Consider the following 20,929-nt stretch of genomic DNA (forward strand, 5'->3'; position numbering starts at 1 on the left):
CTTGCTATATGTTAAGGCTATTCGCGCTGCGTAGCGGAAAGGATTATGCTAAAGGCTGTTCTTATTACAGCGGTTAACGGAATCGGAATGAATAATAAAAAAAATCTTCTGGATATCAGGGATGTTGGCTTTCGTGTGGGTGATAACACCATCCTTCAGCACGTCGATTTTTGTCTCTCTCCGGGCGAATTTAAACTGATAACTGGCCCCTCCGGCTGCGGCAAAAGCACCCTCCTGAAAATTGTGGCTTCGCTACTGAGCCCAACGGAGGGAACCATCCTGTTTGCAGGAAAAGATATCGCCACGCTTTCACCGGAAAGCTATCGCCAGCAGGTGTCATACTGCGTGCAAACGCCGTCCCTGTTTGGCGACACGGTGTACGACAATCTGGTTTTCCCCTGGCACATCCGCAACCAAACGCCTGATCCGAAAAAGTTTACCGACGATCTGACCCGGTTCGGGCTTTCGCCGGAGACGCTGACCAAATCGATCGCCGAACTGTCGGGAGGGGAAAAGCAGCGCGTCTCGCTGATCCGTAACCTGCAATTCTTGCCGAAGGCGCTGTTGCTGGACGAAATCACCAGCGCGCTGGATGACGCTAACAAGCGCAACGTCAATGACATTATCCATCGCTACGCCCGGGAGCAGAATATTGCCGTGCTGTGGGTGACGCATGATTCAAATGAAATTACCCATGCGGATGATGTCATCACGCTCAGGCCGCAGGGCGGGAAAATGGAGGAGGCTCATCGTGGGTGAACATAACATAACCAACGAATCGCTGGCGCTGTCGATGGTCCTGGTGCTGGTGGCGATTGTGGTCAGCTACCGGGAAAAGCTGGGGCTGGAAAAAGATATTCTTTGGAGTATCGCCCGCGCGGTCATTCAGCTCATCATCGTCGGCTATGTGCTGAAATACATCTTCAACGTCAATCATGCCGTGCTGACCCTGTTGATGGTGCTGTTTATCTGCTTTAACGCGGCATGGAACGCGCAGAAACGCAGTAAATACATCGATAAAGCGTTCATTTCGTCGTTGATCGCCATCACTACCGGGACCGCGTTAACGCTGGCGGTACTGGTACTCTCCGGCTCGATAGAATTTACGCCGATGCAGGTGATCCCCATTTCCGGGATGATTGCGGGCAATGCGATGGTGGCGGTCGGGTTGTGCTACAACAATCTGGGGCAACGGTTCAGCAGTGAACAGCAGCAGCTTCAGGAGAAGCTAAGCCTGGGCGCGACGCCGAAGGTGGCCTCTGCGCGGTTGATCCGCGACAGCATTCGCTCTTCGCTGATCCCAACGGTGGATTCCGCCAAAACGGTGGGTCTGGTGAGCCTGCCGGGCATGATGTCGGGGCTGATTTTTGCCGGTATCGATCCGGTAAAAGCGATTAAGTACCAGATTATGGTGACGTTTATGCTGCTCTCTACGGCGAGCCTGTCCACCATCATTGCCTGCTACCTGACCTATCGGAAGTTTTACAACGCGCGCCACCAGCTGGTGGTGACGCAGTTGAAAAAGACGGGGTAATATCGGCTTTTGTAGGCCCGGTAAGCGTTAGCGCCACCGGGCATTTTTTTACTAGTAGAGCAACGCGTACAGCTGACGACGATATTTCGACGCCAGCGCGTCACCGGTACCCAGCGCGGCCAGGATCTCCTGGAACATCTTCCGCGCCTGTCCGTCTGCGGCGCCCAGGTCCTTCTGAAGATGGCTAAACAGCAGCTCCAGCGCCTCTTCGTTACGCCCCACCTGATGAAGCTGAAGCGCCAGCTGGCTTGCCAGCGCGGCATCCTGCGGGTTGTCCGCAACCTGCTGCTGAAGCTGTTGAATTTCAGGGGTATCGGCCGCCTGTTTCAGCAGGTCAATCTGCGCCACCAGACCCTGATAACGGGTATCCTGATCCTGCATCGGCACCGTTTTCAGCACGGCTTCCGCGTCTTCAGGGCGGTGCAGCGCAATCTGGGTCTCTGCCAGCAGCAGACCAATCTGGCTGTTCTGGTTCGACAGCTGCCACGCGTCCTTTAACAGCGGCAGCGCCTCGTCGTACTTACCTTCCTGCATCAGCGCCATGGCTTCCTGCGCTTTCAGCTCTTCTTCGCGCGGCAGAACTTTATCCAGCAGGGCGCGGATCGCCTCTTCCGGCTGCGGCCCCTGGAAGCCATCCACCGGCTGACCGTTCTGGAACAGGTAGACGGTTGGGATCGCGCGCAGGCCAAACTGGGAAGCCACCATTGGTTCGGCGTCACAATCCAGCTTCGCCAGAATGAACTGACCGTTGTACTGCGCGGCAAGGCTTTCCAGGACCGGCGTCAGTTGCAGGCAGTGTTGGCTGCGTTCAGACCAGAAGTAGAACAGCACCGGTTTAGTCATTGACTGTTCGAGCGTCTGTTGCAGGTTAGCTTCAGTTATGTTGACGATATTCTGTACGGACATGCGGCATTCTCTTTTATCGGTTTACTCTTTACATGGGGGTAAGCGTCGTCGCTTCAACTCAACCCTGCAAAATTTTGTCCATCATCCGCCCCGGCAGCAGGCGTTTCAACCAGCCGACGGCATGGGTTACCAGCGTGACCGGATAGCGCATTTTAGGGGTATCGCTCTCAAACGCGTGGCGCACTTTGGCAACAACGGCTTCTGGCCCAAGCGTAAAACGCGCCGCGATGCCGGGGTTTTCGACCGGTTTGTCCGCCTGCGTCTGGTTAACGTTTTCCGTAAAGCGGGTGCGGATCGGGCCCGGTTCAATCAGGCTGACCTTAATACCGCTGTGGCGCAGCTCCATGCGCAACGCATCGGACCAGGCTTCAAGCGCATATTTGCTGGCGGCGTAAGCCCCGCGCCCCGGCGTGGAGATCAGGCCCATGACCGAGGAGGTCATCACGATGCGCCCTTCGCCGTGCGGCAGCATGGCGGGGAGAAGGCGCATGGTAAGCTGATGCGCCCCGAAAAAGTTTGCGGAGAACTGCTGCTCCAGCTGTTCCCGTGAGAGAGTCTGTAGCGGGCCGTACACGCCGTAGCCCGCATTGTTGAACAGACCGTAAAGACGGTTGTTGGTCAGGGCGATAACCTCATCGGCGGCCTGCTCTACGCTCTCTGGCGAATCGAGATCCAGCAGAATGCCGGTAAATCCCAGCCCTCGCATGCGTTCGACATCCTCGGGTTTACGGCAGGCTGCCAGTACCCAAAACCCCTGGCGTTTCAGTTCAAGGGCGCTTTCAAGGCCAATTCCGCTGGAACATCCTGTTATTAAGACCGATTTTTGCATAACTTTACCTGTCAGGTTCTCAGCTGTTTGACGAGTCATGTTTTACTAAAGGAGCCAGCCGGGTTGCCATCCAGTCGGCAATGAACGGCTGGGCATCGCGATTGGGGTGTATGCCATCATCCTGCATCCACTGGGGTTTCAGATAGACCTCTTCCATGAAAAATGGCAGCAGCGGAATATCAAACTCTTTGGCAAGCTTAGGATAGATCGCGCTAAACGCCTCATTATACCGACGGCCGTAGTTGGCGGGCAGGCGAATTTGCATCAGCAGCGGCTGGGCGTTGGCGGCCTTAATGGTCTGCAAAATGGTCCGCAGCGTTTGCTCCGTTTGCTGAGGCTGGAAGCCGCGCAAACCATCATTACCGCCCAGTTCAACCAGCACCCAACGCGGTTGATGCTGCTTAAGCAGGGCAGGCAGGCGCGATAAGCCTTGCTGCGACGTATCGCCGCTGATGCTGCCGTTCACGACAGACGCCCGGGACTGCCATTTATCATTGAGCAGGGCGGGCCAGGCCGCACTGGCGGCCATACGATAGCCCGCGCTCAGGCTGTCGCCCAGAATCAATAACGTGTCCGCAGCCGCCGCGCGGAAGGTCATCAGCATCAAAAACAGGAAGGGCAAATGCCAGCGGAAAACATTGTTGAAGTTCATCGTCTTAAGAAGTCCGTCGGTCAGGGAGAACACGAGCTTTCCATCCTCACCGGAGTTGAACTCGTTGTCAAACGTGCCGAAACCATCGCCCTGATTGGTGAATCCGGTTCCGGTAAGTCCACACTGCTGGCCATTCTCGCTGGTCTGGACGATGGCAGTAGTGGTGAAGTGAACCTGGTCGGCCAGCCCCTCCACGCGCTTGATGAAGAGGCCCGCGCCGCGCTGCGTGCCCGGCATATCGGGTTTGTCTTTCAGTCATTCATGCTGATCCCGACGCTGAACGCGCTGGAAAACGTTGAGCTGCCCGGCCTGCTGCGTGGTGACAATACTCGTGAAAGCCGCGATCACGCGAAGGCGTTGCTGGAACAGCTGGGGCTAGGCAAACGTCTCGACCATCTTCCGGCACAGCTTTCCGGCGGTGAGCAGCAGCGCGTGGCGCTGGCGCGGGCGTTTAACGGGCGCCCTGAAGTGCTGTTTGCCGATGAACCCACTGGTAACCTTGACCGTAAAACCGGAGACAAGATTGCCGATCTGCTGTTTTCCCTCAACCGCGAGCACGGCACCACGCTGATTCTGGTTACCCACGATCCGCAGCTGGCCGCCCGCTGCGACCGCCGCCTGCGGCTGGTGAACGGTATTCTTCAGGAGGAAGCATGATTGCCCGCTGGTTCTGGCGCGAGTGGCGCTCGCCCTCGCTGCTGATTGTCTGGCTGGCGTTGAGCCTGGCGGTGGCCTGCGTGCTGGCGCTCGGCAGCGTCAGCGATCGTATGGAGAAAGGGCTTAGCCAGCAGAGTCGGGAATTTATGGCCGGGGACCGGGCTCTGCAAAGTTCTCGCCCCGTGCCGCCGGGCTGGATTGAGGAAGCGCGCAAAGAGGGGCTGAAGGTAGGGGAGCAGATCACCTTTCAGACTATGACCTTTGCGGGCGACACGCCGCAGCTTGCCAGCGTAAAAGCCGTGGATGACATCTACCCGATGTATGGTGACTTACAAACCAGCCCGCCGGGGCTAAAACCGACGGCCGGTACGGTCCTGCTGGCATCGCGACTGATGGCGCTGCTGAACCTGAAACCCGGCGACAGTATCGACGTCGGCGACGCGACACTCAAAATTGCCGGGGAAGTGGTGCAGGAGCCCGACTCTGGATTTAATCCGTTCCAGCTTGCGCCGCGCCTGCTGATGAACAGCGCTGATGTGGCGAAAACCAACGCCGTCCAGCCGGGAAGCCGTGTCACCTGGCGGTATAAGTTTGGCGGGACGCCTGCGCAGCTGGAGGCGTACGAAAAATGGCTCCTGCCGCAGCTCAAGCCGGAACACCGCTGGTACGGGCTGGAGCAGGATGACGGGGCGCTCGGCAAATCCCTCGAACGTTCCCAGCAGTTCCTGCTGCTGTCGGCGCTGTTAACTCTGCTGCTTGCCATTGCGGCGGTTGCCGTGGCGATGGGGCACTACTGCCGCAGCCGTTACGATCTGGTGGCGATCCTCAAAACCCTCGGCGCGGGCCGCGCGCAGCTGCGCAAGCTGATTGTCGGCCAGTGGCTGATGGTGCTGGCGCTGTCGGCTCTGACCGGCGGGGCGATAGGGCTGCTGTTTGAAAAGCTGCTGATGGTGCTGCTCAAACCGGTATTGCCCGCCGCATTACCGCCTGCCAGCCTCTGGCCGTGGCTGTGGGCCATCGGCGCGATGACGACGATCTCCCTGCTGGTGGGGTTACGCCCGTACCGGCTGCTGCTCGCCACCCAGCCGCTGCGCGTGCTGCGCCGCGATGTGGTGGCCAGCGTCTGGCCGCTGAAGTTCTACCTGCCGGTGATTATTGCGGTGGCGGTCGGGCTGTTGGCCTGGCTGATGGGCGGCAGTACGCTGCTGTGGGCGGTGCTGGCGGGCGCGGTGGTGCTGGCGCTGCTGTGCGGCGTAGTGGGCTGGATACTGCTTAATGTCCTGAGAAAGCTGACAGTTAAATCACTCCCCATACGGTTAGCGGTTAACCGCCTGCTGCACCAGCCGTGGTCTACCCTCAGCCAGCTCTCGGCATTTTCGCTGTCGTTTATGCTGCTGGCGCTTCTGCTGGTGCTGCGCGGGGATCTGCTGGATCGCTGGCAGCAACAGCTTCCGCCGGAAAGCCCGAACTATTTCCTGATCAACATTGCTCCCGAACAGGTGACGCCGCTGAAGGGTTTCCTGTCTGAGCATCACATTATTCCGGAATCGTTCTATCCGATCGTGCGCGCCCGCCTGACGCAGATCAACGGCCAGTCGACGGAGGGAAATAAGGATGAATCGCTCAATCGCGAACTCAACCTGACCTGGCAGGCGAAACGTCCGGACCATAACCCGATCGTTGCCGGCACCTGGCCGCCGAAAGCGGGGGAAGTGTCGATGGAAGAGGGGCTGGCGACACGCCTGAACGTGAAGCTCGGAGACAGCGTGACCTTCACCGGCGATACCCAGGATTTCACCGCCAAAGTCACCAGCCTGCGCAAAGTGGACTGGGAAAGCCTGCGACCAAACTTCTTCTTCATCTTCCCGCCGGGTGCGCTGGACGGACAGCCGCAGAGCTGGCTCACCAGCTTCCGCTGGGAAAACGGCAACGGCATGCTGACGCAGCTTAACCGGGAATTTCCGACGGTGAGCCTGCTGGATATCGGCGCGATCCTCAAACAGGTCGGGCAGGTGCTGGAGCAGGTGAGCCGCGCGCTGGAGGTGATGGTAGTGCTGGTGACCGTCTGCGGTGTGCTGTTGCTGCTGGCGCAGGTGCAGGTGGGCATGCGTCAGCGTCATCAGGAGCTGGTGGTCTACCGCACGCTGGGAGCCAGTAAACGGCTGCTGCGCGCCACGCTGTGGAGCGAATTTGCCCTGCTCGGTCTGGTGGCGGGCCTGGTGGCGGCCATCGGGGCGGAAACCGCGCTGGCGGTACTCCAGAGCAAAGTCTTCGACTTCCCGTGGGAGCCCGACTGGCGGCTGTGGCTCACGCTGCCCGTCTGCGGCGCCGTGCTGCTGTCCCTGTGCGGCGGCTGGCTCGGAACCCGGCTGTTGAAAGGTAAAGCGCTATTCCGCCAGTTTGTCAGCTAGTTTACTGACGTGATGATGACGCACCGGCATTTCTGCTGGTGCGTCATCGCTTAACGGCACAAATCGTTAATGCCCCTGCATTTAGTAGCACAAAACATTAAAAAACCGCCCACACAGCCCGAATTTTTCCGGTTAATATTCACCAGCTAAATATTTAGCAGCGTGTCTATCAAGGAAAAAGAATGACTATAAGAAAAACAGCGCTGGCGACAACGATCGGCGCAGCAGTGGCATTGGCTTCTTTCGCATCTCAGGCGGAAATCACCCTTCTGAAACAGGATCCGCAGGCGGGTAACCCGCTGAGCCGCCTGAACTTCACCGTTGGCGGCAGTATTCGTCCTCAGTTCCAGAATATGACCGGTGATGACGGCAAAAACAGCTACAAGCGCAACGGCTTTGACGGCGGCACCCGCTTCCGTTTCGCTGCGGATTACTACCTGTTCGATGACATCAGCTGGATCAGCTACTACGAGCTGGGTGTGAACATTCCGGCGCAGTTCAACTGGGATCATCACTACGCCGACGGCGCGCACGACACCTCTCGTCGTATGCTCTACACCGGTCTGAAGAGCGACACCTGGGGTACGCTGACCTTCGGCCAGCAGAACAGCGTGTACTATGACGTAGTGGGCGCAAAAACCGATATCTGGGACTACGACATGATTGGTCAGGCGCCAGGTAACGGGATCAACGGCGACTATGACGGCTCTTACCGTTCACGCCAGATGCTGAAGTACAAGAAAACTGTGGGCGATGCTGACATCTACGCCTCTTACCTGTTTGAAGACAGCGAATACCTGCCGGGCAACGGCCTGCGTTACAAACGTAAAGGCGGCGGTTCACTGGGTATCGATTATCACCTGACTACCGATCTGACCTGGGGCGCAGCGTGGAACTACACCCGCGCGGACATGCGTAACCCGGACAACGGCGACAGCAAATCCTACGACCAGAACATCCTTGGTACCGCCCTGAGCTGGACGCCGGATAACTGGACCTTCTCCGCAGGCGGCGGCTGGTATCAGAACTTCCTGACCACCAAAAAAGTGTCCGTTAACGACTACTTCGCCGGTGATGCATGGGGTATTGAATACTTTGCGGGTTACAAGTTCCCGGTTGGTCAGTATGCGGTGAAATCCATCCAGCCGTACTTCATGGGCGACCGTATTGAGTACGTGAATGGCCGTAACTATCAGCGCATCGACAACGGTGTGGGTATTAGCTTCCAGCTGGATTACGGTTTCCGCGTAGATTACGAACACGTGTTCACCTCCAGCACCGACAACCTGGGCGATATGAACCTGGTGCGTCTGCGTTACGACTTCTAAGTTGTCATGTAGGGTGCGGCCTGATGCCCTCACCCTGACCCTCTCCCACGGGGAGAGGGAAAAAACATTAAAAACGGCAACCCAGGTTGCCGTTTTGCTTTTACCTCGCCACCCGGCTTTTTTCAGCGATCGAGCCACTCAGCAATTTCTTCGTACGTCCCGCGATACACAATCTTCTCCGCCTTTTTCTCCAGCTGATAGCCGTACATCGGGTCGTAATAGTCCTTCAGCAGCGGCACAAGCCAGCTGAAGTGCGCGTCAGTGCTGCCAGTACGCTGTTGCTCGACAAGCGCGGCATCCAGCAGGGCGGTAAATTCCGCAAAGCGTTGCAGCCCCAGACGGCGACGAATGGCGTACAGGCCGTGATGCAGATATTCGCTGTACGCTTTCCAGCCCGCCTCTTCACCGCAGGCGGCAGAAAAGTCGGCCCACATGTGGACGAAATACTCTTCGCGCAGGCGCTCAAGACGGATCTCAAACGGATCCTCGACCACCACGACAGGCGCTTCAGCCATGCCGTCGCGCAGGCATTCCGGCAGGTGGTTAGAGCCAATCATCCGGCCTTCATCTTCCAGCACCCAGCGCGCGGCGTCTTTTTTCAATAACTCAACCGCAAGGTGATTCTCGAAGCTCGCCTGAGAAAGCTGCGGGGTGAGCGTGCGTCCAAACGACGAGCCGCGATGGTGCGCCAGCCCTTCCAGATCGATGCCCTGTGCATGCTGCTTCACCAGCAGCGTTTTACCGTTACCGGTACAGCCGCCGATAAGCACCATCGGCTTTTGTGACTGCTCAATGGTCACCTGAATCGCCGTCTGACGCAGGGCCTTATAGCCGCCGCGGATCAGCGGGTAGTCGATGCCCGCCTCTTTCAGCCAGGCCTGGGAGATGTGTGAGCGCTGGCCACCGCGCGCGCAGCAAAGGTAGCCCTCAGGATGGGCAAGGCTGGCTTCCCGCCAGGCGCTGATGCGCGCCTCGCGCGTCTCGCCGTTGACCAGGCTATGGCCGAGCGCCAGCGCGGCGTCCGGACCCTGGCGTTTATAGCAGGTGCCGACGGCGGCACGCTCATCGTCGTTCATTAATGGCAGGTTGAGTGCGGCGGGCATCGCACCCTGGGCAAATTCGATCGGCGCGCGAACGTCGATTAAAGGGGTATCGGACGCGAGGATCGCGCGATAGTCCGTTCCATCGTTCATGGTGGTTCCAGAAGAAAACTGAGCAGCAATGGGCGGGGATTGTACGCCGGGGAAGGGGAAGGTCAACTCCCCGGCGAGGGATACTTACTTCAGTTTTGACTGCGCCCAGACAATACCGCTCGCATATTCTGGCGGCAGCAGGGGAACAATCGCTTCCAGCGTGGCGCTCAGGCGGTCCGTGTCGGTATCGTTCAGGTTCAGATGGCCGACCTTACGCCCCGGACGCACCTCTTTGTCGTACCAGTGCAGGTGCACCAGCGGCAGCTTCAGCCAGTTGTAGTTCAGATCGGTGCCGATCAGGTTGATCATCACCGACGGGCTGGTCACCACCGGCTGCGGCAGCGGCAGATCGGTGATGGCGCGCAGGTGCAGCTCGAACTGGCTGATGGAGGCGCCGTTTTGCGTCCAGTGGCCGCTGTTGTGCACGCGCGGCGCAAGTTCGTTGATCAGCAGACCCGACGGCGTGACGAAACACTCCATCGCCATCACGCCCACATAGCCCAGCTCATGCATAATGGCAGAGAGCATCTCTTCCGCCTGCGCCTGCTGGTCAGCATTGGCCTGCGGGAAGGCGACGCTGGTGCGCAGAATCCCGTCCTGATGCAGGTTATGCGTTAGCGGGTAAAAAACGGTGTGCCCGTCATGCCCGCGCGCGCCAACCAGCGACACTTCACCGCTAAAGTTAATGCCCTGCTCAACAATGCACTCGCCGTAGCAGTCGTCCGGCAGCTCGGCGGTGTCGTTCGCGCGCAGGCGCCACTGCCCGCGGCCGTCGTAGCCGCCGACGCGACGCTTCACAATCGCCAGGTCTCCCAGCATCGCAAACACGTCATCCCACTCGCGCTTATCGGAAAGAAGCTGCCACGGCGCGGTCGCGAGGCCGAGCTTGTCGAAAAGCTGTTTTTGCGTGAGACGGTCGGCAATGATCGGGAAGACGTCGCGGTTCACAAAGGCGTTATGGCGCGCCAGCTCGCGGGTCAGGGCGGTTTCCGGCCAGCGTTCAATTTCGGCGGTGATCACGCTCTGATGGAACGGCACGGCTTCCGGCTCGGCATCCAGCCCGACGGGCCAGACGGCAATACCCAGCGGCTCACCGGCCTGACGCAGCATCCGGCCAAGCTGACCATTACCAAGAACGCAAACCTGCTTCATGCTGCACCCCGCGGATCCGGGTTATCCAGCACCTCATCGGTCTGGGCTTTACGCCACTCCGCCAGACGCTGGTGCAAATCTTTATCATGCGTCGCCAGGATCTGCGCGGCCAGCAGGGCGGCATTTGCCGCACCTGCTTTACCAATCGCCAGGGTACCGACAGGAATACCGCGCGGCATCTGGACAATAGAGTAAAGGCTATCCACCCCGCTTAACGCGGCGCTTTGCACGGGAACACCCAGTACCGGCACCAGCGTTTTGGCGGCAATCATGCCCGGCAGATGTGCTGCGCCGCCCGCACCGGCAATGATCACCTCGTAACCGTTCTCTTCGGCGCTTTCGGCGAAGCTGAACAGTTTATCCGGCGTACGGTGCGCGGAAACCACTTCGACGTGGTGCGGAACATTCAGGATTTCAAAGATTTCGGCGGCGAACTGCATGGTAGCCCAGTCGCTTTTGGACCCCATCACGATGGCGACACGCGCCGGATTATTGCGGGAAGACATGCGTCTTAAAACTCCTGTGGTGCGGAACACACTGCTTTCGAGGGCACAGAGAATAGCATGTAATACCGGCAAGGAAAACGGTTGCGTGGTCGGGAAATGAGCGAAAAGACGGGGAGGCGTTAAAACGGGAAGGCGATCAGTTCGACACCTTCCGGCGTAACTTTGACCATCGATCCTTCGCTGTGCCAGGCGCCTAAAACCACGCGATGGGCGGGCTCGCCGTTGGCGATAAGGGAATGCACATCGGGACGATGGGTATGGCCGTGGATCAGCCACTGAACGCGATGCTTCTCCATCACCTTCACCACCGCCTGCGGATTGACGTCCATGATGGTCATCGATTTGCTGCTGTTGGCGGCCTTGCTGCCCGCGCGCATTCTGGCGGCGATGCGGTTGCGGATAAACAGCGGCAGGGCGAGGAACACTTTCTGGATCCACGGGGTGTGAACTTTGGCGCGAAACGCCAGGTAGCCGGTATCGTCAGTGCAGAGCGTGTCGCCGTGCATGATCAGAATATTGCGGCCATAGAGGTTGAGCACCTGCTCTTCCGGCAGCAGCGTCATACCGCTCTCGCGGGCGTAGCGCTGGCCGATCAGGAAATCACGGTTGCCGTGAATGAAATAGCAGGGGACGCCGGAATCCACCAGCACTTTAATGGCCGCAGCCATCTCACGGTGCAGCGGGTTCGGATCGTCGTCGCCTATCCAGGCCTCAAACAGGTCACCCAGAATGTATAGCGCATCGGCGCTTTTCGCTTCACCGCGTAAAAAACGCAGAAAACCGGCGGTTATCGCCGGTTCTTCTGTTTGCAGATGCAGATCCGCAATAAAGAGTGTCGCCACGAATTACTCGCTGACGGTCACGCTTGTGATCACAACGTCTTCTTTAGGAACGTCCTGGTGCATACCGCTGCGGCCAGTAGAAACGGCTTTGATCTTGTCGACCACGTCCATCCCTTCAACCACTTCTGCGAATACGCAGTAGCCCCAGCCTTGCAGACTTTCGCCAGAGAAGTTCAGGAAGTCGTTGTCCGCTACGTTGATGAAGAACTGTGCGGTCGCAGAGTGTGGCGCCTGAGTACGGGCCATTGCCAGCGTACCACGGGTGTTTTTCAGGCCGTTGTTCGCTTCGTTTTTGATCGCTTCTTTCGTCTCTTTCTGGCGCATGCCAGGCTCGAAACCGCCGCCCTGGATCATAAAGCCGTTGATCACACGGTGGAAAATAGTGTTGTTGTAGAAACCTTCGCGGCAGTAGTCCAGGAAGTTTTTAACTGTTTCAGGCGCTTTGTCATCAAAGGTTTTGATTACGATATCGCCATGATTAGTGTGGAAAGTAACCATTTTTGCATCCTGTTCCGTTATTGTGGTGCGTCGACCCGTGCTCGGGTCACATATAGGGGCTTGTTATAGCATAACCACAGGACACGATCACCTTGCATTGTGTGCTGACCGTACTCCGAATTATGGGTATTATAAGGAACAAACAATCCACACACGTGTTTACATGGAATCTTCGATGTTAAAAATCTTTAATACAATGACGCGCCAAAAAGAGGAATTTAAACCTATCCATGCCGGGGAAGTCGGCATGTACGTGTGTGGTATTACGGTTTACGATCTCTGTCATATCGGCCATGGCCGTACCTTTGTCGCGTTCGACGTGGTGTCACGCTACCTGCGCTTCCTGGGCTACAACCTGAAGTACGTGCGCAACATCACCGACATCGACGACAAAATCATTAAACGTGCTAATGAAAATGGCGAAAGCTTTGTTGCGCTGGTGGATCGCATGATCGCCGAAATGCACAAGGATTTTGATGCCTTAAATATTCTGCGCCCGGACAGCGAGCCGCGTGCGACCCACCATATCCATGAAATCATTGATATCACCCAAAAGCTGATCGAGCGTGGTCACGCCTATGTGGCGGACAACGGTGACGTGATGTTCTCGGTGCCGACGGACCCAACCTACGGTGCGCTTTCCCGCCAGGATCTGGACCAGCTCCAGGCCGGCGCGCGCGTGGACGTGGTTGACGTGAAGCGTAATCCGATGGACTTCGTGCTGTGGAAGATGTCCAAAGCGGGCGAACCGAGCTGGCCATCCCCGTGGGGCGAAGGGCGTCCGGGCTGGCACATTGAATGTTCCGCGATGAACTGCAAGCAGCTGGGCAACCATTTCGACATCCATGGCGGCGGTTCGGATCTGATGTTCCCGCACCATGAAAACGAAATCGCGCAGTCCACCTGTGCACACGGCGGCGAGTACGTGAACTACTGGATGCACTCCGGGATGGTGATGGTTGACCGCGAGAAGATGTCGAAATCGCTGGGTAACTTCTTCACCGTGCGCGACGTGCTGAAGTATTACGACGCGGAAACCGTGCGCTACTTCCTGATGTCTGGCCACTATCGCAGCCAGCTGAACTACAGCGAAGAGAACCTGAAGCAGGCTCGCGCTGCGCTGGAGCGTCTGTATACCGCCTTGCGCGGCACCGATAAATCTGTTCCGTCCGCAGGCGGTGAGGCGTTCGAGGCCCGCTTCGTTGAGGTCATGAACGACGACTTCAACACCCCGGAAGCCTACTCCGTGCTGTTCGACATGGCGCGTGAGGTGAACCGCCTGAAGTCAGAAGATATGGCGGCGGCCAATGCGCTGGCGTCTCATCTGCGTAAGCTCTCTTCCGTGCTCGGCCTGCTGGAGCAGGAGCCGGACCTGTTCCTGCAAAGCGGCGCGCAGGCGGACGACGGTGAAGTGGCGGAAATTGAAGCACTGATCAAAGCACGTCTCGAAGCGCGTCATGCGAAAGACTGGGCGGCGGCGGATGCGGCGCGTAACCGTCTGACCGAGATGGGCATTATTCTGGAAGACGGCCCGCAGGGAACCACCTGGCGTCGTAAGTAGGTCCGTAACGCCCGGTGGCGCTAACGCTTACCGGGCCTACAGGTGAAAGTAGGCCGGGTAAGGCGTAGCCGCCACCCGGCTTTTCTTTTACCTCCGCCTCCACCACAGCAACCCCATCAGCACCATCCCCGGCAGCCACACCCACAGCAGTTCTGAAATGATTACCTGATGCCCGTACGGCGTGGTGTAGCGTGACAGCGCAAACGGCGCGACCTTAATCACCTGCCACGGCGCAAAGAAGCGTTCATCAGACCAGGGCCACAGCCAGCCGACGCCTTTCCCGCCTGTCGTTATTGAATCCAGCAAGCTGTGCGACAGCAATGACACGGTTAAAAACAGCCAGCACCGCGTCAGGCTGGCCCTGAACCAACGTCGGCCTGCCAGCACGCAGAGTATCGGCACCACCAGGGCAAACAGTAGCGAATGAGTGAAACCGCGGTGGCCGAAAATATTCCCGTAGGCGACACCGAATTTAAACGCCAGTACGTCGGCATCGGGCAGCATGGCGAGGACGATCCCGGCAAACAGCAGGCGGGGTGGGATGACTTTGGTTCCGAGCCCTAAGCCCAGACACAGAGGTACGGCAGCGTGGGTGATAACGGTAGGCATTGCATTTATCCATGGCAAATCATGGGAATATAGCAGCAGATCCGCCGCAGCAAACCTGTGCTAAATTCTGATTTTACGCCGATTCCCGCGCGATAAGCTGCCCGGAGAGGGTAATGCGCTGCGTTTGCAGATCCGGCTCTTTCAGCCTGCGGATCATCAGCCCTGCCGCCTGGCGGCCGGTCTCTTCGCTGGCAGACGAAACGTAAGTCAGTGACGGCGACGTGAGATTAACGTGGAGCATATCTTCAAAACCAATCAGCGCCACCTGCTGGGTTAAAAACACGTCTTTACCCACCGTGCGCCCCACCTGGTGAATACCTGAGATTGAACCGATCATCGCGTCCGGTGAATGGCAGAGCAGGGCGGTAATCGTGTTGTTCTTCTCCAGCAGCTGACGAGTCGCCATGGCCGCCGCCTGCGTGTCATCGGTGCAGGCGGGAGAATATTCCTCACGCCAGACCAGGCCGCTCTGCGTCATCGCGCTGCGAAAACCAAGCAGGCGCTGCTCGCGGATACGGCACCCGTCGCGCCCGCCAATGTAGGCGATGTTACGGTGCCCGCGCTCGATAAGATAACGCGCGGCCAGGTTCGCCGCCTGGCGGTTATCGCGCATCACCAGGTTGCATTTCTCTTCCAGCAACGACTGCGAAACCGCCACAAGCGGCAGCGGGCAGTGACGAATGTGTTCCGGAAGAGAGGCGGCGCGGGTGTCCGACGCCAGGTAGATGACGCCCGCCACGCCCTGCTGCTTAAACGAGAGCAGGGTACGCTCAAGATGTTCGCCGTCGTTCAGCGGCTGACCGAGAAATACCATATAACCCTGTTTCTCCAGCTCCTGAACGATGCTCGCCATCACCTTGATGGAAAAGCTGTCGCTGAAGTCGCGCAGGATCAGGCCGATTAAGTTGGAGGTGTTGGCGCGAAGATTGGCAGCTGCGACGTTATGAACATAACCCAGCGTTGTGATGGCGGCATTGACCTTCCCGATCGTCGCCTCTGAGATCTTCCCTTTCTGGCGCAGCACCAGCGAAACGGTAGAAACCGACACGCCCGCATGCTTTGCGACATCAATAATGCTGACTTTCTTCAAAACCGCTCCCTGAAATTTCCCAATTATCAGCCAGATAAGAGGCGTCCCCCAGCGTACAGGAGACGCCTCCTTCAGGCATCTTATTATTTGCCAATCATCGTGGACATGGTCTGGGCGATAAACTGTGCTCTGGCCCCGAAAATCACCTGTATTCCGTTATCGCCAACGAACACCACGCCGCGCGCGCCAAGCCCGTTCAGCCCGTCCCGGTCCACCGCTTCGCTCTTCGCCACTTCCAGACGCAGACGTGTGATGCAGGAGCCGACGGAATCAATGTTCTGCGCACCGCCCAGCAGGCCGATGATTTCGGTGGCAAGTTCGGAATCGGACTTGTCATTCGCGCTGGCGGTCACTTCGGTGCGGCCCGGCGTTTTCACGTCGAAGCGACGGATCACGAAGCGGAAGGTGAAGTAGTAGATCAATGCCATCGGAATGCCGATGATAATGGCGCTCAGGAAGTTGGTCTGATAGCCGTTAAACGACGGCAGGATCCCGAACGACAGGTAGTCGATAAAGCCCGCCGAGAACGACTTGGCGATGTGCGCATGCAGCAGGTACATGGTCATGTACGCCAGGCCCGCCATAATGGCGTTGAAGACGTAAAGGATCGGCGCCACGAAGATAAAGGTGAACTCTACCGGCTCAGTGATGCCCGTCAGGAAGCAGGTGAGGGCCGCAGAGAACAGAATACCGGCCGCGATTTTCTTATTCTTCGTGTGCGCTTCGTGGTACATCGCCAGACACGCCGCAGGCAGTGCGAACAGCATCAGCGGGAACTCACCCTGCATGAATTTCCCGGCGTTCTGGTAGGTGTCGCTGCTGAAGGATTTCACTCCCTCTTCCAGCATCTTGAACCAGATGGTCTGGTCACCGTGGATCACCTGACCCGCCTGGGTAGTGTAATCCCCGAACGAATACCAGAAGGATGGATACCAGATATGGTGCAGGCCGAGCGGGATCAACGCGCGCTCCACCAGCCCGAAGATAAAGGTCGAGGCCGCCTGGTTATCGCCGTTCACCACCACGGACAGGGCGTCGATCCCGGATTGAATATGCTGCCAGACGTACGGCAGCAGCAGGCCGAGCAGGAACGACAGAAACGCCGTCGCGATCGCCACAAAGCGCTTGCCGGAGAAGAAGCCGAGGAACTCCGGCAGCTGCATGGTGTGGAAGCGGTTGTAACACCAGGCCGCAAGAATACCGCAGATCAGGCCGCCAAAGACGCCCATCTGCAACGTCGGAATGCCAACGACCATGGCGTATTTGCCGCCCTGAGAGGCCATTTCCGGCGTGATGCTCAGCACGGTGCTGATGGTGATGTTGGTGACAAACACGGAGACCGCCGCAGAGAGTGCGGCAATGCCGGATTCCGAAGCCAGTCCGACGGCAGAGCCGATGGCGAACAGCATCGGCAGGTTATCAAAGATAACCCCGCCGGCGTTCATCATCAGCGGCAGATGGAACTTATCGCCGAAGGCCAGCAGCAGGCCCGCAGCGGGAAGCAGTGAAATTGGCAGCATTAAGGCGCGACCAATCATCGATAACTTAGACAGCGATTTAACAAACCCTGTTATCAGGCTCATGCTGATTTCCCCCGAGTAGCGCTTTTTTCACGCTGTTATTGTAAGTAGAACGTTTTAGTAGAACGTTCTACTTATCGTGGGGAAAGTCTGAAAATCGCGCAACTTAATTTTCACATTTCGCCAGAGGGAATAGTGATTATTTGAAGTTGATCGATAATTAACCGTGATGGGTGTGAGGGGATTGTGAGAGAAATTGCCGGGTGGCAGCTTCGCCTTACCCGGCGTACAAACGGAGACAGTACGTAGGCCCGGTAAGCGCAGCGCCACCGGGCATCAGACAGCTCAGGCCGTCACGGTCACGCTTTGTCCTGCGAAGCTCACGGTCTGACCCGCGACAATTTTGCAGCGCTTGCGGGTTTCCACCGAGCCGTCTACTTTTACCTGCCCGTCGGCGATGACGATCTTCGCCTGCGCGCCGCTTTCGCTCCAGCCTTCCAGCTTCAGCAGATCGCACAGCTCAACGTGCGGGTGTTTACCTAAAGAAAAAGTTGCCATGATTACGCGTCCTCTACGTCGTGATACTCCTCGCACGCCTGCAAGGTATTCTGAATCAGTGTTGCTACCGTCATCGGGCCTACGCCGCCCGGGACCGGAGTGATATAGGATGCGCGCGCTGCGGCATCTTCATACACCACGTCGCCGACCACTTTGCCGTTTTCCAGACGGTTAATACCCACGTCCACGACGATTGCGCCCTCTTTGATCCACTCGCCCGGAATAAAGCCCGGCTTGCCGACCGCAACGATCAGTAGATCGGCGTTTTCGACGTGGTGACGCAGGTTTTTAGTGAAGCGGTGGGTAACGGTGGTGGTACAGCCCGCCAGCAGCAGCTCCATGCTCATCGGGCGGCCCACGATGTTGGAGGCGCCAATCACCACGGCGTTGAGGCCATAGGTATCGATGTTATAACGCTCCAGCAGCGTCACGATGCCGCGCGGGGTGCACGGACGCAGGCGCGGCGCGCGCTGGCACAGTCGGCCTACGTTATACGGATGGAAACCGTCAACGTCTTTGTCCGGCGCGATGCGCTCCAGCACCTTCACGTTGTCAATGCCCGCAGGCAGCGGCAGCTGAACCAGGATGCCGTCGATCTCTTTATCGGCATTCAGAGTGTCGATCAGTTCCAGCAGTTCCGCTTCGCTGGTGGTTTCCGGCAGATCGTAAGAGCGGGAGACGAACCCCACCTCTTCACACGCTTTGCGTTTGCTGCCGACATAAATTTGCGAAGCCGGGTTGCTGCCAACCAGCACAACGGCCAGCCCGGGGGCGCGAAATCCGGCGGCTTTACGCGCCTTCACTTTTTCCGCAACCTCAGAGCGCACCTGCTGCGCAATCGTTTTACCGTCAATAATCTTTGCTGCCATCAGAGAGAAGATTCCGTCTGTAACGTTAGAAAGGAGGGATTGCCTGTATTTTGTCAGAAGCGAGCGCCGCTGTCAGTCACCCTTTACGAGATTTCATCGATGTCCCGCAAAATCCCTTCTCACGGCATGGTCAATTTCTTAGAGGTGATTAGGATGTGACCTGGCAAAATGGCAGCGTTTTGACATATTACAAAATAAATTCCTGAGCTACTTTGTCCTCTCCGAAATAAGCCTTCAATTTTTTAATTGATCGTATTTCTTATTCCCGAATATGCGCGGGAAGGGTTATTTACATTTTAAAGGAATAGACATGAAACTCAGCAACATTGCTTCTACTGTTATTGCAACTCTGGCCCTGGTCGCGGGTGCCGCTCACGCAGAAGATACTACCACGCCTGTATCTGTAAACGGTGGTACGGTGCATTTTAAAGGTGAATTAGTGAATGCCGCGTGTTCAGTGAATACTGACTCTTCAGAGCAGACGGTTAATCTTGGCCAGTACCGTACCGCGAAATTCACTAAAGTGGGTGACACCACCTCCAATATTCCGTTCACCATCGAACTGAACGACTGCGATCCTGCGGTAGCGAAAACCGCTGCTGTCGCGTTTACCGGCCAGATCGACGCCACCGACAAAACGCTGCTGGCGGTAAGCTCCGGTAATAACGACAACTCCGCGAAGGGCGTGGGTATTGAGATCCTCGACAGCAAATCCTCCACGCTGACCCCGGACGGCGCCACCTTCTCTGCGGCGCAGAACCTGATTGAAGGGACTAACACCCTGAACTTCACCGCGCGCTATAAAGCCACGGCGGCGACCACCGAGCCAGGCCAGGCAAACGCGGACGCAACATTCGTAATGAAATACGAGTAATGCCTGAGTACAGGGATGTGGCTGGCCTCAGGGAAGAGGTCTTTTGATCGCCTATACCGGGAGCGAAGGATGACAAGGACTGGGATACTGCTGTGTGCCCTTGCGATTGCCTCAGCGGTAAACGCACATACCGTGGTCATAGACGGCGGCAAAGTACACCTCAGGGGAGAGCTGGTGAACGGCGGCTGCGCCGTGGCCCCGGACAGCCAGAATATGCGCGTGGATATGGGGCAATACCGCACAAACGCCTTTTCCGGCGTCGGCAGCTTTTCCACGGTTAATGTGCCTTTCACCGTACGTCTGCTGGATTGCAGCGTGGACGTCTCCCGCACCGTGGGGATCCAGTTCCAGGGAGTGACACCGGCAGAAGATCCGCAGGTTTTCCTGGCGACATCGCGGCCGGGGGAAAATGCGGTCAGCAGCGGTGTCGGGCTGGCGCTTTTTGACGAACAGCAACGTCAGATCATCCCGAACGCGACGGCGGTGAGCTGGTTACCCATTGACACCCGCGAGCTGGTATTTCATTTCAGCGCCCGCTACCGGGCAATTTCCGAACACCTTGTACCAGGCACTATTCAGTCGAATGTCTGGTTTACGTTGATTTATCCCTGACGCCTGCGAACTAATTATTAAAGGTACGGTTGTGATGAACACCCTGATTAAACCTGGACTGTTTTTAGCTTTTATTTTGATGATGGTTTCTGCCAGCGCGAATGCGTCCGGCGGGATTGCGCTGGGCGCGACGCGCGTTATTTATCCGGCCGATGCCAAACAAACGTCGCTGGCGATCACCAACAGCAATAAACAAGAGCGCTATTTAATTAACGCGTGGATAGAAAATGCCAACGGGCAAAAGGAAAAAACCTTTGCCGTCACGCCGCCGCTGTTTGTCAGCGAGCCGGCCAGCGAAAACACCCTGCGCATTATCTACGCAGGCCCGGCGCTGCCTGCCGATCGCGAATCGCTCTTTTACATGAATGTCAAAGCGATTCCCTCCGTCAGCAAAAAACATCAGGACGGCAACAACGTCCTGCAACTGGCTATTCTGTCACGTATCAAGCTGTTTGTTCGCCCGGCTAACCTGGCGATGCCGCCGGAAGAGGCGCTCTCACAGCTGCGCTTTGAGCGCGTCGGCAACCATCTTAAGGTGAGCAATGCCTCGCCGTATTACGTCACGCTGGTCAATCTGAAGCTCGGCGGTCAGACGCTGGATAACCTGATGGTTGCTCCTAAAAGCTCGGCGCAGCAGGTGCTGCCTGCCGCTGCGAGCGGCACGCTCTCCTGGCAGAGTGTGAATGACTATGGCGCCATTACGCCGGCGCGTAGCGTCAGCCTGTGAG

The 20,929-nt window shown here is 57.6% G+C and carries 22 protein-coding genes; 9 read left to right on the plus strand and 13 right to left on the minus strand.

The window, feature by feature from the left end; genetic code table 11:
- Window positions 1-87 precede the first annotated feature (87 nt).
- Entirely contained in the window at window positions 88-759 is a 672-nt protein-coding gene (gene fetA / locus LOC22_RS16110) for an iron efflux ABC transporter ATP-binding subunit FetA (protein WP_015571235.1), read from the plus strand.
- The gene (gene fetB / locus LOC22_RS16115) at window positions 752-1,534 is read left to right on the plus strand and encodes an iron efflux ABC transporter permease subunit FetB (RefSeq protein ID WP_017383223.1); all 783 of its coding nucleotides are present in this window, start codon (window positions 752-754) and stop codon (window positions 1,532-1,534) included. The genes fetA and fetB overlap by 8 nt, the downstream gene beginning before the upstream one ends.
- A 51-nt stretch (window positions 1,535-1,585) precedes the next feature.
- On the opposite strand, the gene LOC22_RS16120 is transcribed toward fetB, so the two are convergent.
- The 3 genes from LOC22_RS16120 to tesA are packed head-to-tail and all read right to left on the minus strand — an operon-like array spanning window position 1,586 to window position 3,921.
- Window positions 1,586-2,440 carry a co-chaperone YbbN gene (locus LOC22_RS16120; protein ID WP_003858935.1) on the minus strand — a complete coding sequence of 285 codons (855 nt, stop codon included), beginning with the start codon at window positions 2,438-2,440 and terminating at the stop codon, window positions 1,586-1,588.
- Window positions 2,441-2,498: 58 nt separating this feature from the next.
- Entirely contained in the window at window positions 2,499-3,308 is an 810-nt protein-coding gene (locus LOC22_RS16125; RefSeq protein WP_006809829.1) for an SDR family oxidoreductase, read from the minus strand.
- The gene (gene tesA / locus LOC22_RS16130) at window positions 3,289-3,921 is read right to left on the minus strand and encodes a multifunctional acyl-CoA thioesterase I/protease I/lysophospholipase L1 (protein ID WP_003858933.1); all 633 of its coding nucleotides are present in this window, start codon (window positions 3,919-3,921) and stop codon (window positions 3,289-3,291) included. The genes LOC22_RS16125 and tesA overlap by 20 nt, the downstream gene beginning before the upstream one ends.
- Here tesA and ybbA point away from each other — a divergent pair.
- From ybbA to LOC22_RS16145, 3 genes are all read left to right on the plus strand, one after another.
- Window positions 3,892-4,578: a putative ABC transporter ATP-binding protein YbbA gene (ybbA, locus tag LOC22_RS16135; RefSeq protein WP_017383226.1), complete on the plus strand. Its 687-nt coding sequence runs from the start codon at window positions 3,892-3,894 to the stop codon at window positions 4,576-4,578. The two genes, tesA and ybbA, sit on opposite strands and share 30 nt — an antisense overlap.
- Window positions 4,575-6,989 carry a putative ABC transporter permease subunit YbbP gene (ybbP, locus tag LOC22_RS16140; RefSeq protein ID WP_047637548.1) on the plus strand — a complete coding sequence of 805 codons (2,415 nt, stop codon included), beginning with the start codon at window positions 4,575-4,577 and terminating at the stop codon, window positions 6,987-6,989. The genes ybbA and ybbP overlap by 4 nt, the downstream gene beginning before the upstream one ends.
- A gap of 182 nt (window positions 6,990-7,171) precedes the next feature.
- Window positions 7,172-8,317, plus strand: coding sequence for a porin (locus LOC22_RS16145; RefSeq protein WP_017383228.1), 1,146 nt, complete (start codon window positions 7,172-7,174; stop codon window positions 8,315-8,317).
- A 122-nt stretch (window positions 8,318-8,439) separates the two neighbouring features.
- Here the strand turns inward: LOC22_RS16145 and mnmH are convergent, their stop codons facing one another.
- The 5 genes from mnmH to ppiB all read right to left on the minus strand — a co-directional run bounded on the left by mnmH (window position 8,440) and on the right by ppiB (window position 12,508).
- Window positions 8,440-9,510, minus strand: a complete 1,071-nt coding sequence (gene mnmH, locus LOC22_RS16150) for a tRNA 2-selenouridine(34) synthase MnmH (protein WP_023296049.1) — start codon at window positions 9,508-9,510, stop codon at window positions 8,440-8,442.
- A gap of 84 nt (window positions 9,511-9,594) precedes the next feature.
- Window positions 9,595-10,662: a 5-(carboxyamino)imidazole ribonucleotide synthase gene (gene purK, locus LOC22_RS16155; RefSeq protein ID WP_003858922.1), complete on the minus strand. Its 1,068-nt coding sequence runs from the start codon at window positions 10,660-10,662 to the stop codon at window positions 9,595-9,597.
- Complete coding sequence (gene purE / locus LOC22_RS16160; RefSeq protein ID WP_006809824.1) at window positions 10,659-11,168, minus strand: 5-(carboxyamino)imidazole ribonucleotide mutase; 510 nt, start codon at window positions 11,166-11,168, stop codon at window positions 10,659-10,661. The genes purK and purE overlap by 4 nt, the downstream gene beginning before the upstream one ends.
- 119 nt (window positions 11,169-11,287) lie before the next feature.
- Entirely contained in the window at window positions 11,288-12,010 is a 723-nt protein-coding gene (gene lpxH / locus LOC22_RS16165; RefSeq protein ID WP_047637546.1) for a UDP-2,3-diacylglucosamine diphosphatase, read from the minus strand.
- A gap of 3 nt (window positions 12,011-12,013) precedes the next feature.
- Window positions 12,014-12,508: a peptidylprolyl isomerase B gene (gene ppiB / locus LOC22_RS16170; protein ID WP_000256009.1), complete on the minus strand. Its 495-nt coding sequence runs from the start codon at window positions 12,506-12,508 to the stop codon at window positions 12,014-12,016.
- Window positions 12,509-12,683: 175 nt separating this feature from the next.
- Here ppiB and cysS point away from each other — a divergent pair, with 175 nt between their 5' ends.
- A complete protein-coding gene (gene cysS / locus LOC22_RS16175; RefSeq protein WP_230239044.1) occupies window positions 12,684-14,069 on the plus strand; it encodes a cysteine--tRNA ligase in 1,386 nt (461 codons plus the stop codon).
- 87 nt (window positions 14,070-14,156) lie between these two features.
- On the opposite strand, the gene LOC22_RS16180 is transcribed toward cysS, so the two are convergent.
- From LOC22_RS16180 to folD, 5 genes are all read right to left on the minus strand, one after another.
- Complete coding sequence (locus LOC22_RS16180; RefSeq protein WP_015571226.1) at window positions 14,157-14,678, minus strand: metal-dependent hydrolase; 522 nt, start codon at window positions 14,676-14,678, stop codon at window positions 14,157-14,159.
- A gap of 73 nt (window positions 14,679-14,751) precedes the next feature.
- Entirely contained in the window at window positions 14,752-15,768 is a 1,017-nt protein-coding gene (malI, locus tag LOC22_RS16185; protein WP_023303216.1) for a Mal regulon transcriptional regulator MalI, read from the minus strand.
- A gap of 83 nt (window positions 15,769-15,851) precedes the next feature.
- Window positions 15,852-17,351, minus strand: a complete 1,500-nt coding sequence (locus tag LOC22_RS16190; protein ID WP_015571225.1) for a PTS transporter subunit EIIC — start codon at window positions 17,349-17,351, stop codon at window positions 15,852-15,854.
- A 282-nt stretch (window positions 17,352-17,633) separates the two neighbouring features.
- Entirely contained in the window at window positions 17,634-17,846 is a 213-nt protein-coding gene (gene ybcJ / locus LOC22_RS16195) for a ribosome-associated protein YbcJ (protein ID WP_015571224.1), read from the minus strand.
- A 2-nt stretch (window positions 17,847-17,848) separates the two neighbouring features.
- Window positions 17,849-18,715 (minus strand): bifunctional methylenetetrahydrofolate dehydrogenase/methenyltetrahydrofolate cyclohydrolase FolD, encoded by an 867-nt coding sequence (gene folD, locus LOC22_RS16200; RefSeq protein ID WP_006809817.1) that lies wholly within the window; start codon window positions 18,713-18,715, stop codon window positions 17,849-17,851.
- 310 nt (window positions 18,716-19,025) lie between these two features.
- Here folD and fimA point away from each other — a divergent pair, with 310 nt between their 5' ends.
- The 3 genes from fimA to fimC all read left to right on the plus strand — a co-directional run bounded on the left by fimA (window position 19,026) and on the right by fimC (window position 20,928).
- Window positions 19,026-19,589, plus strand: a complete 564-nt coding sequence (gene fimA, locus LOC22_RS16205; protein WP_015571223.1) for a type 1 fimbrial major subunit FimA — start codon at window positions 19,026-19,028, stop codon at window positions 19,587-19,589.
- A gap of 69 nt (window positions 19,590-19,658) precedes the next feature.
- Window positions 19,659-20,201, plus strand: coding sequence for a type 1 fimbrial protein subunit FimI (gene fimI / locus LOC22_RS16210; RefSeq protein ID WP_017383235.1), 543 nt, complete (start codon window positions 19,659-19,661; stop codon window positions 20,199-20,201).
- Window positions 20,202-20,235: 34 nt separating this feature from the next.
- Window positions 20,236-20,928: a type 1 fimbria chaperone FimC gene (gene fimC, locus LOC22_RS16215; RefSeq protein ID WP_015571222.1), complete on the plus strand. Its 693-nt coding sequence runs from the start codon at window positions 20,236-20,238 to the stop codon at window positions 20,926-20,928.
- Window position 20,929: the final 1 nt, after the last annotated feature.

Origin of the sequence: Enterobacter sp. AN-K1, from assembly GCF_020971765.1 — a bacterium.
GTDB classification, from domain to species: domain Bacteria; phylum Pseudomonadota; class Gammaproteobacteria; order Enterobacterales; family Enterobacteriaceae; genus Enterobacter; species Enterobacter hormaechei_C.

Coding starts and splice junctions, on each gene's coding strand:
- fetA (WP_015571235.1), top strand. CDS start 88: ATGAATAATAAAAAAAATCTTCTGGATATCAGGGATGTTGGCTTTCGT.
- LOC22_RS16120 (WP_003858935.1), bottom strand. CDS start 2,440: ATGTCCGTACAGAATATCGTCAACATAACTGAAGCTAACCTGCAACAG.
- LOC22_RS16125 (WP_006809829.1), bottom strand. CDS start 3,308: ATGACTCGTCAAACAGCTGAGAACCTGACAGGTAAAGTTATGCAAAAA.
- ybbA (WP_017383226.1), top strand. CDS start 3,892: ATGCCAGCGGAAAACATTGTTGAAGTTCATCGTCTTAAGAAGTCCGTC.
- tesA (WP_003858933.1), bottom strand. CDS start 3,921: ATGAACTTCAACAATGTTTTCCGCTGGCATTTGCCCTTCCTGTTTTTG.
- ybbP (WP_047637548.1), top strand. CDS start 4,575: ATGATTGCCCGCTGGTTCTGGCGCGAGTGGCGCTCGCCCTCGCTGCTG.
- LOC22_RS16145 (WP_017383228.1), top strand. CDS start 7,172: ATGACTATAAGAAAAACAGCGCTGGCGACAACGATCGGCGCAGCAGTG.
- mnmH (WP_023296049.1), bottom strand. CDS start 9,510: ATGAACGATGGAACGGACTATCGCGCGATCCTCGCGTCCGATACCCCT.
- purK (WP_003858922.1), bottom strand. CDS start 10,662: ATGAAGCAGGTTTGCGTTCTTGGTAATGGTCAGCTTGGCCGGATGCTG.
- purE (WP_006809824.1), bottom strand. CDS start 11,168: ATGTCTTCCCGCAATAATCCGGCGCGTGTCGCCATCGTGATGGGGTCC.
- ppiB (WP_000256009.1), bottom strand. CDS start 12,508: ATGGTTACTTTCCACACTAATCATGGCGATATCGTAATCAAAACCTTT.
- cysS (WP_230239044.1), top strand. CDS start 12,684: ATGTTAAAAATCTTTAATACAATGACGCGCCAAAAAGAGGAATTTAAA.
- LOC22_RS16180 (WP_015571226.1), bottom strand. CDS start 14,678: ATGCCTACCGTTATCACCCACGCTGCCGTACCTCTGTGTCTGGGCTTA.
- LOC22_RS16190 (WP_015571225.1), bottom strand. CDS start 17,351: ATGAGCCTGATAACAGGGTTTGTTAAATCGCTGTCTAAGTTATCGATG.
- ybcJ (WP_015571224.1), bottom strand. CDS start 17,846: ATGGCAACTTTTTCTTTAGGTAAACACCCGCACGTTGAGCTGTGCGAT.
- folD (WP_006809817.1), bottom strand. CDS start 18,715: ATGGCAGCAAAGATTATTGACGGTAAAACGATTGCGCAGCAGGTGCGC.
- fimA (WP_015571223.1), top strand. CDS start 19,026: ATGAAACTCAGCAACATTGCTTCTACTGTTATTGCAACTCTGGCCCTG.
- fimI (WP_017383235.1), top strand. CDS start 19,659: ATGACAAGGACTGGGATACTGCTGTGTGCCCTTGCGATTGCCTCAGCG.
- fimC (WP_015571222.1), top strand. CDS start 20,236: ATGAACACCCTGATTAAACCTGGACTGTTTTTAGCTTTTATTTTGATG.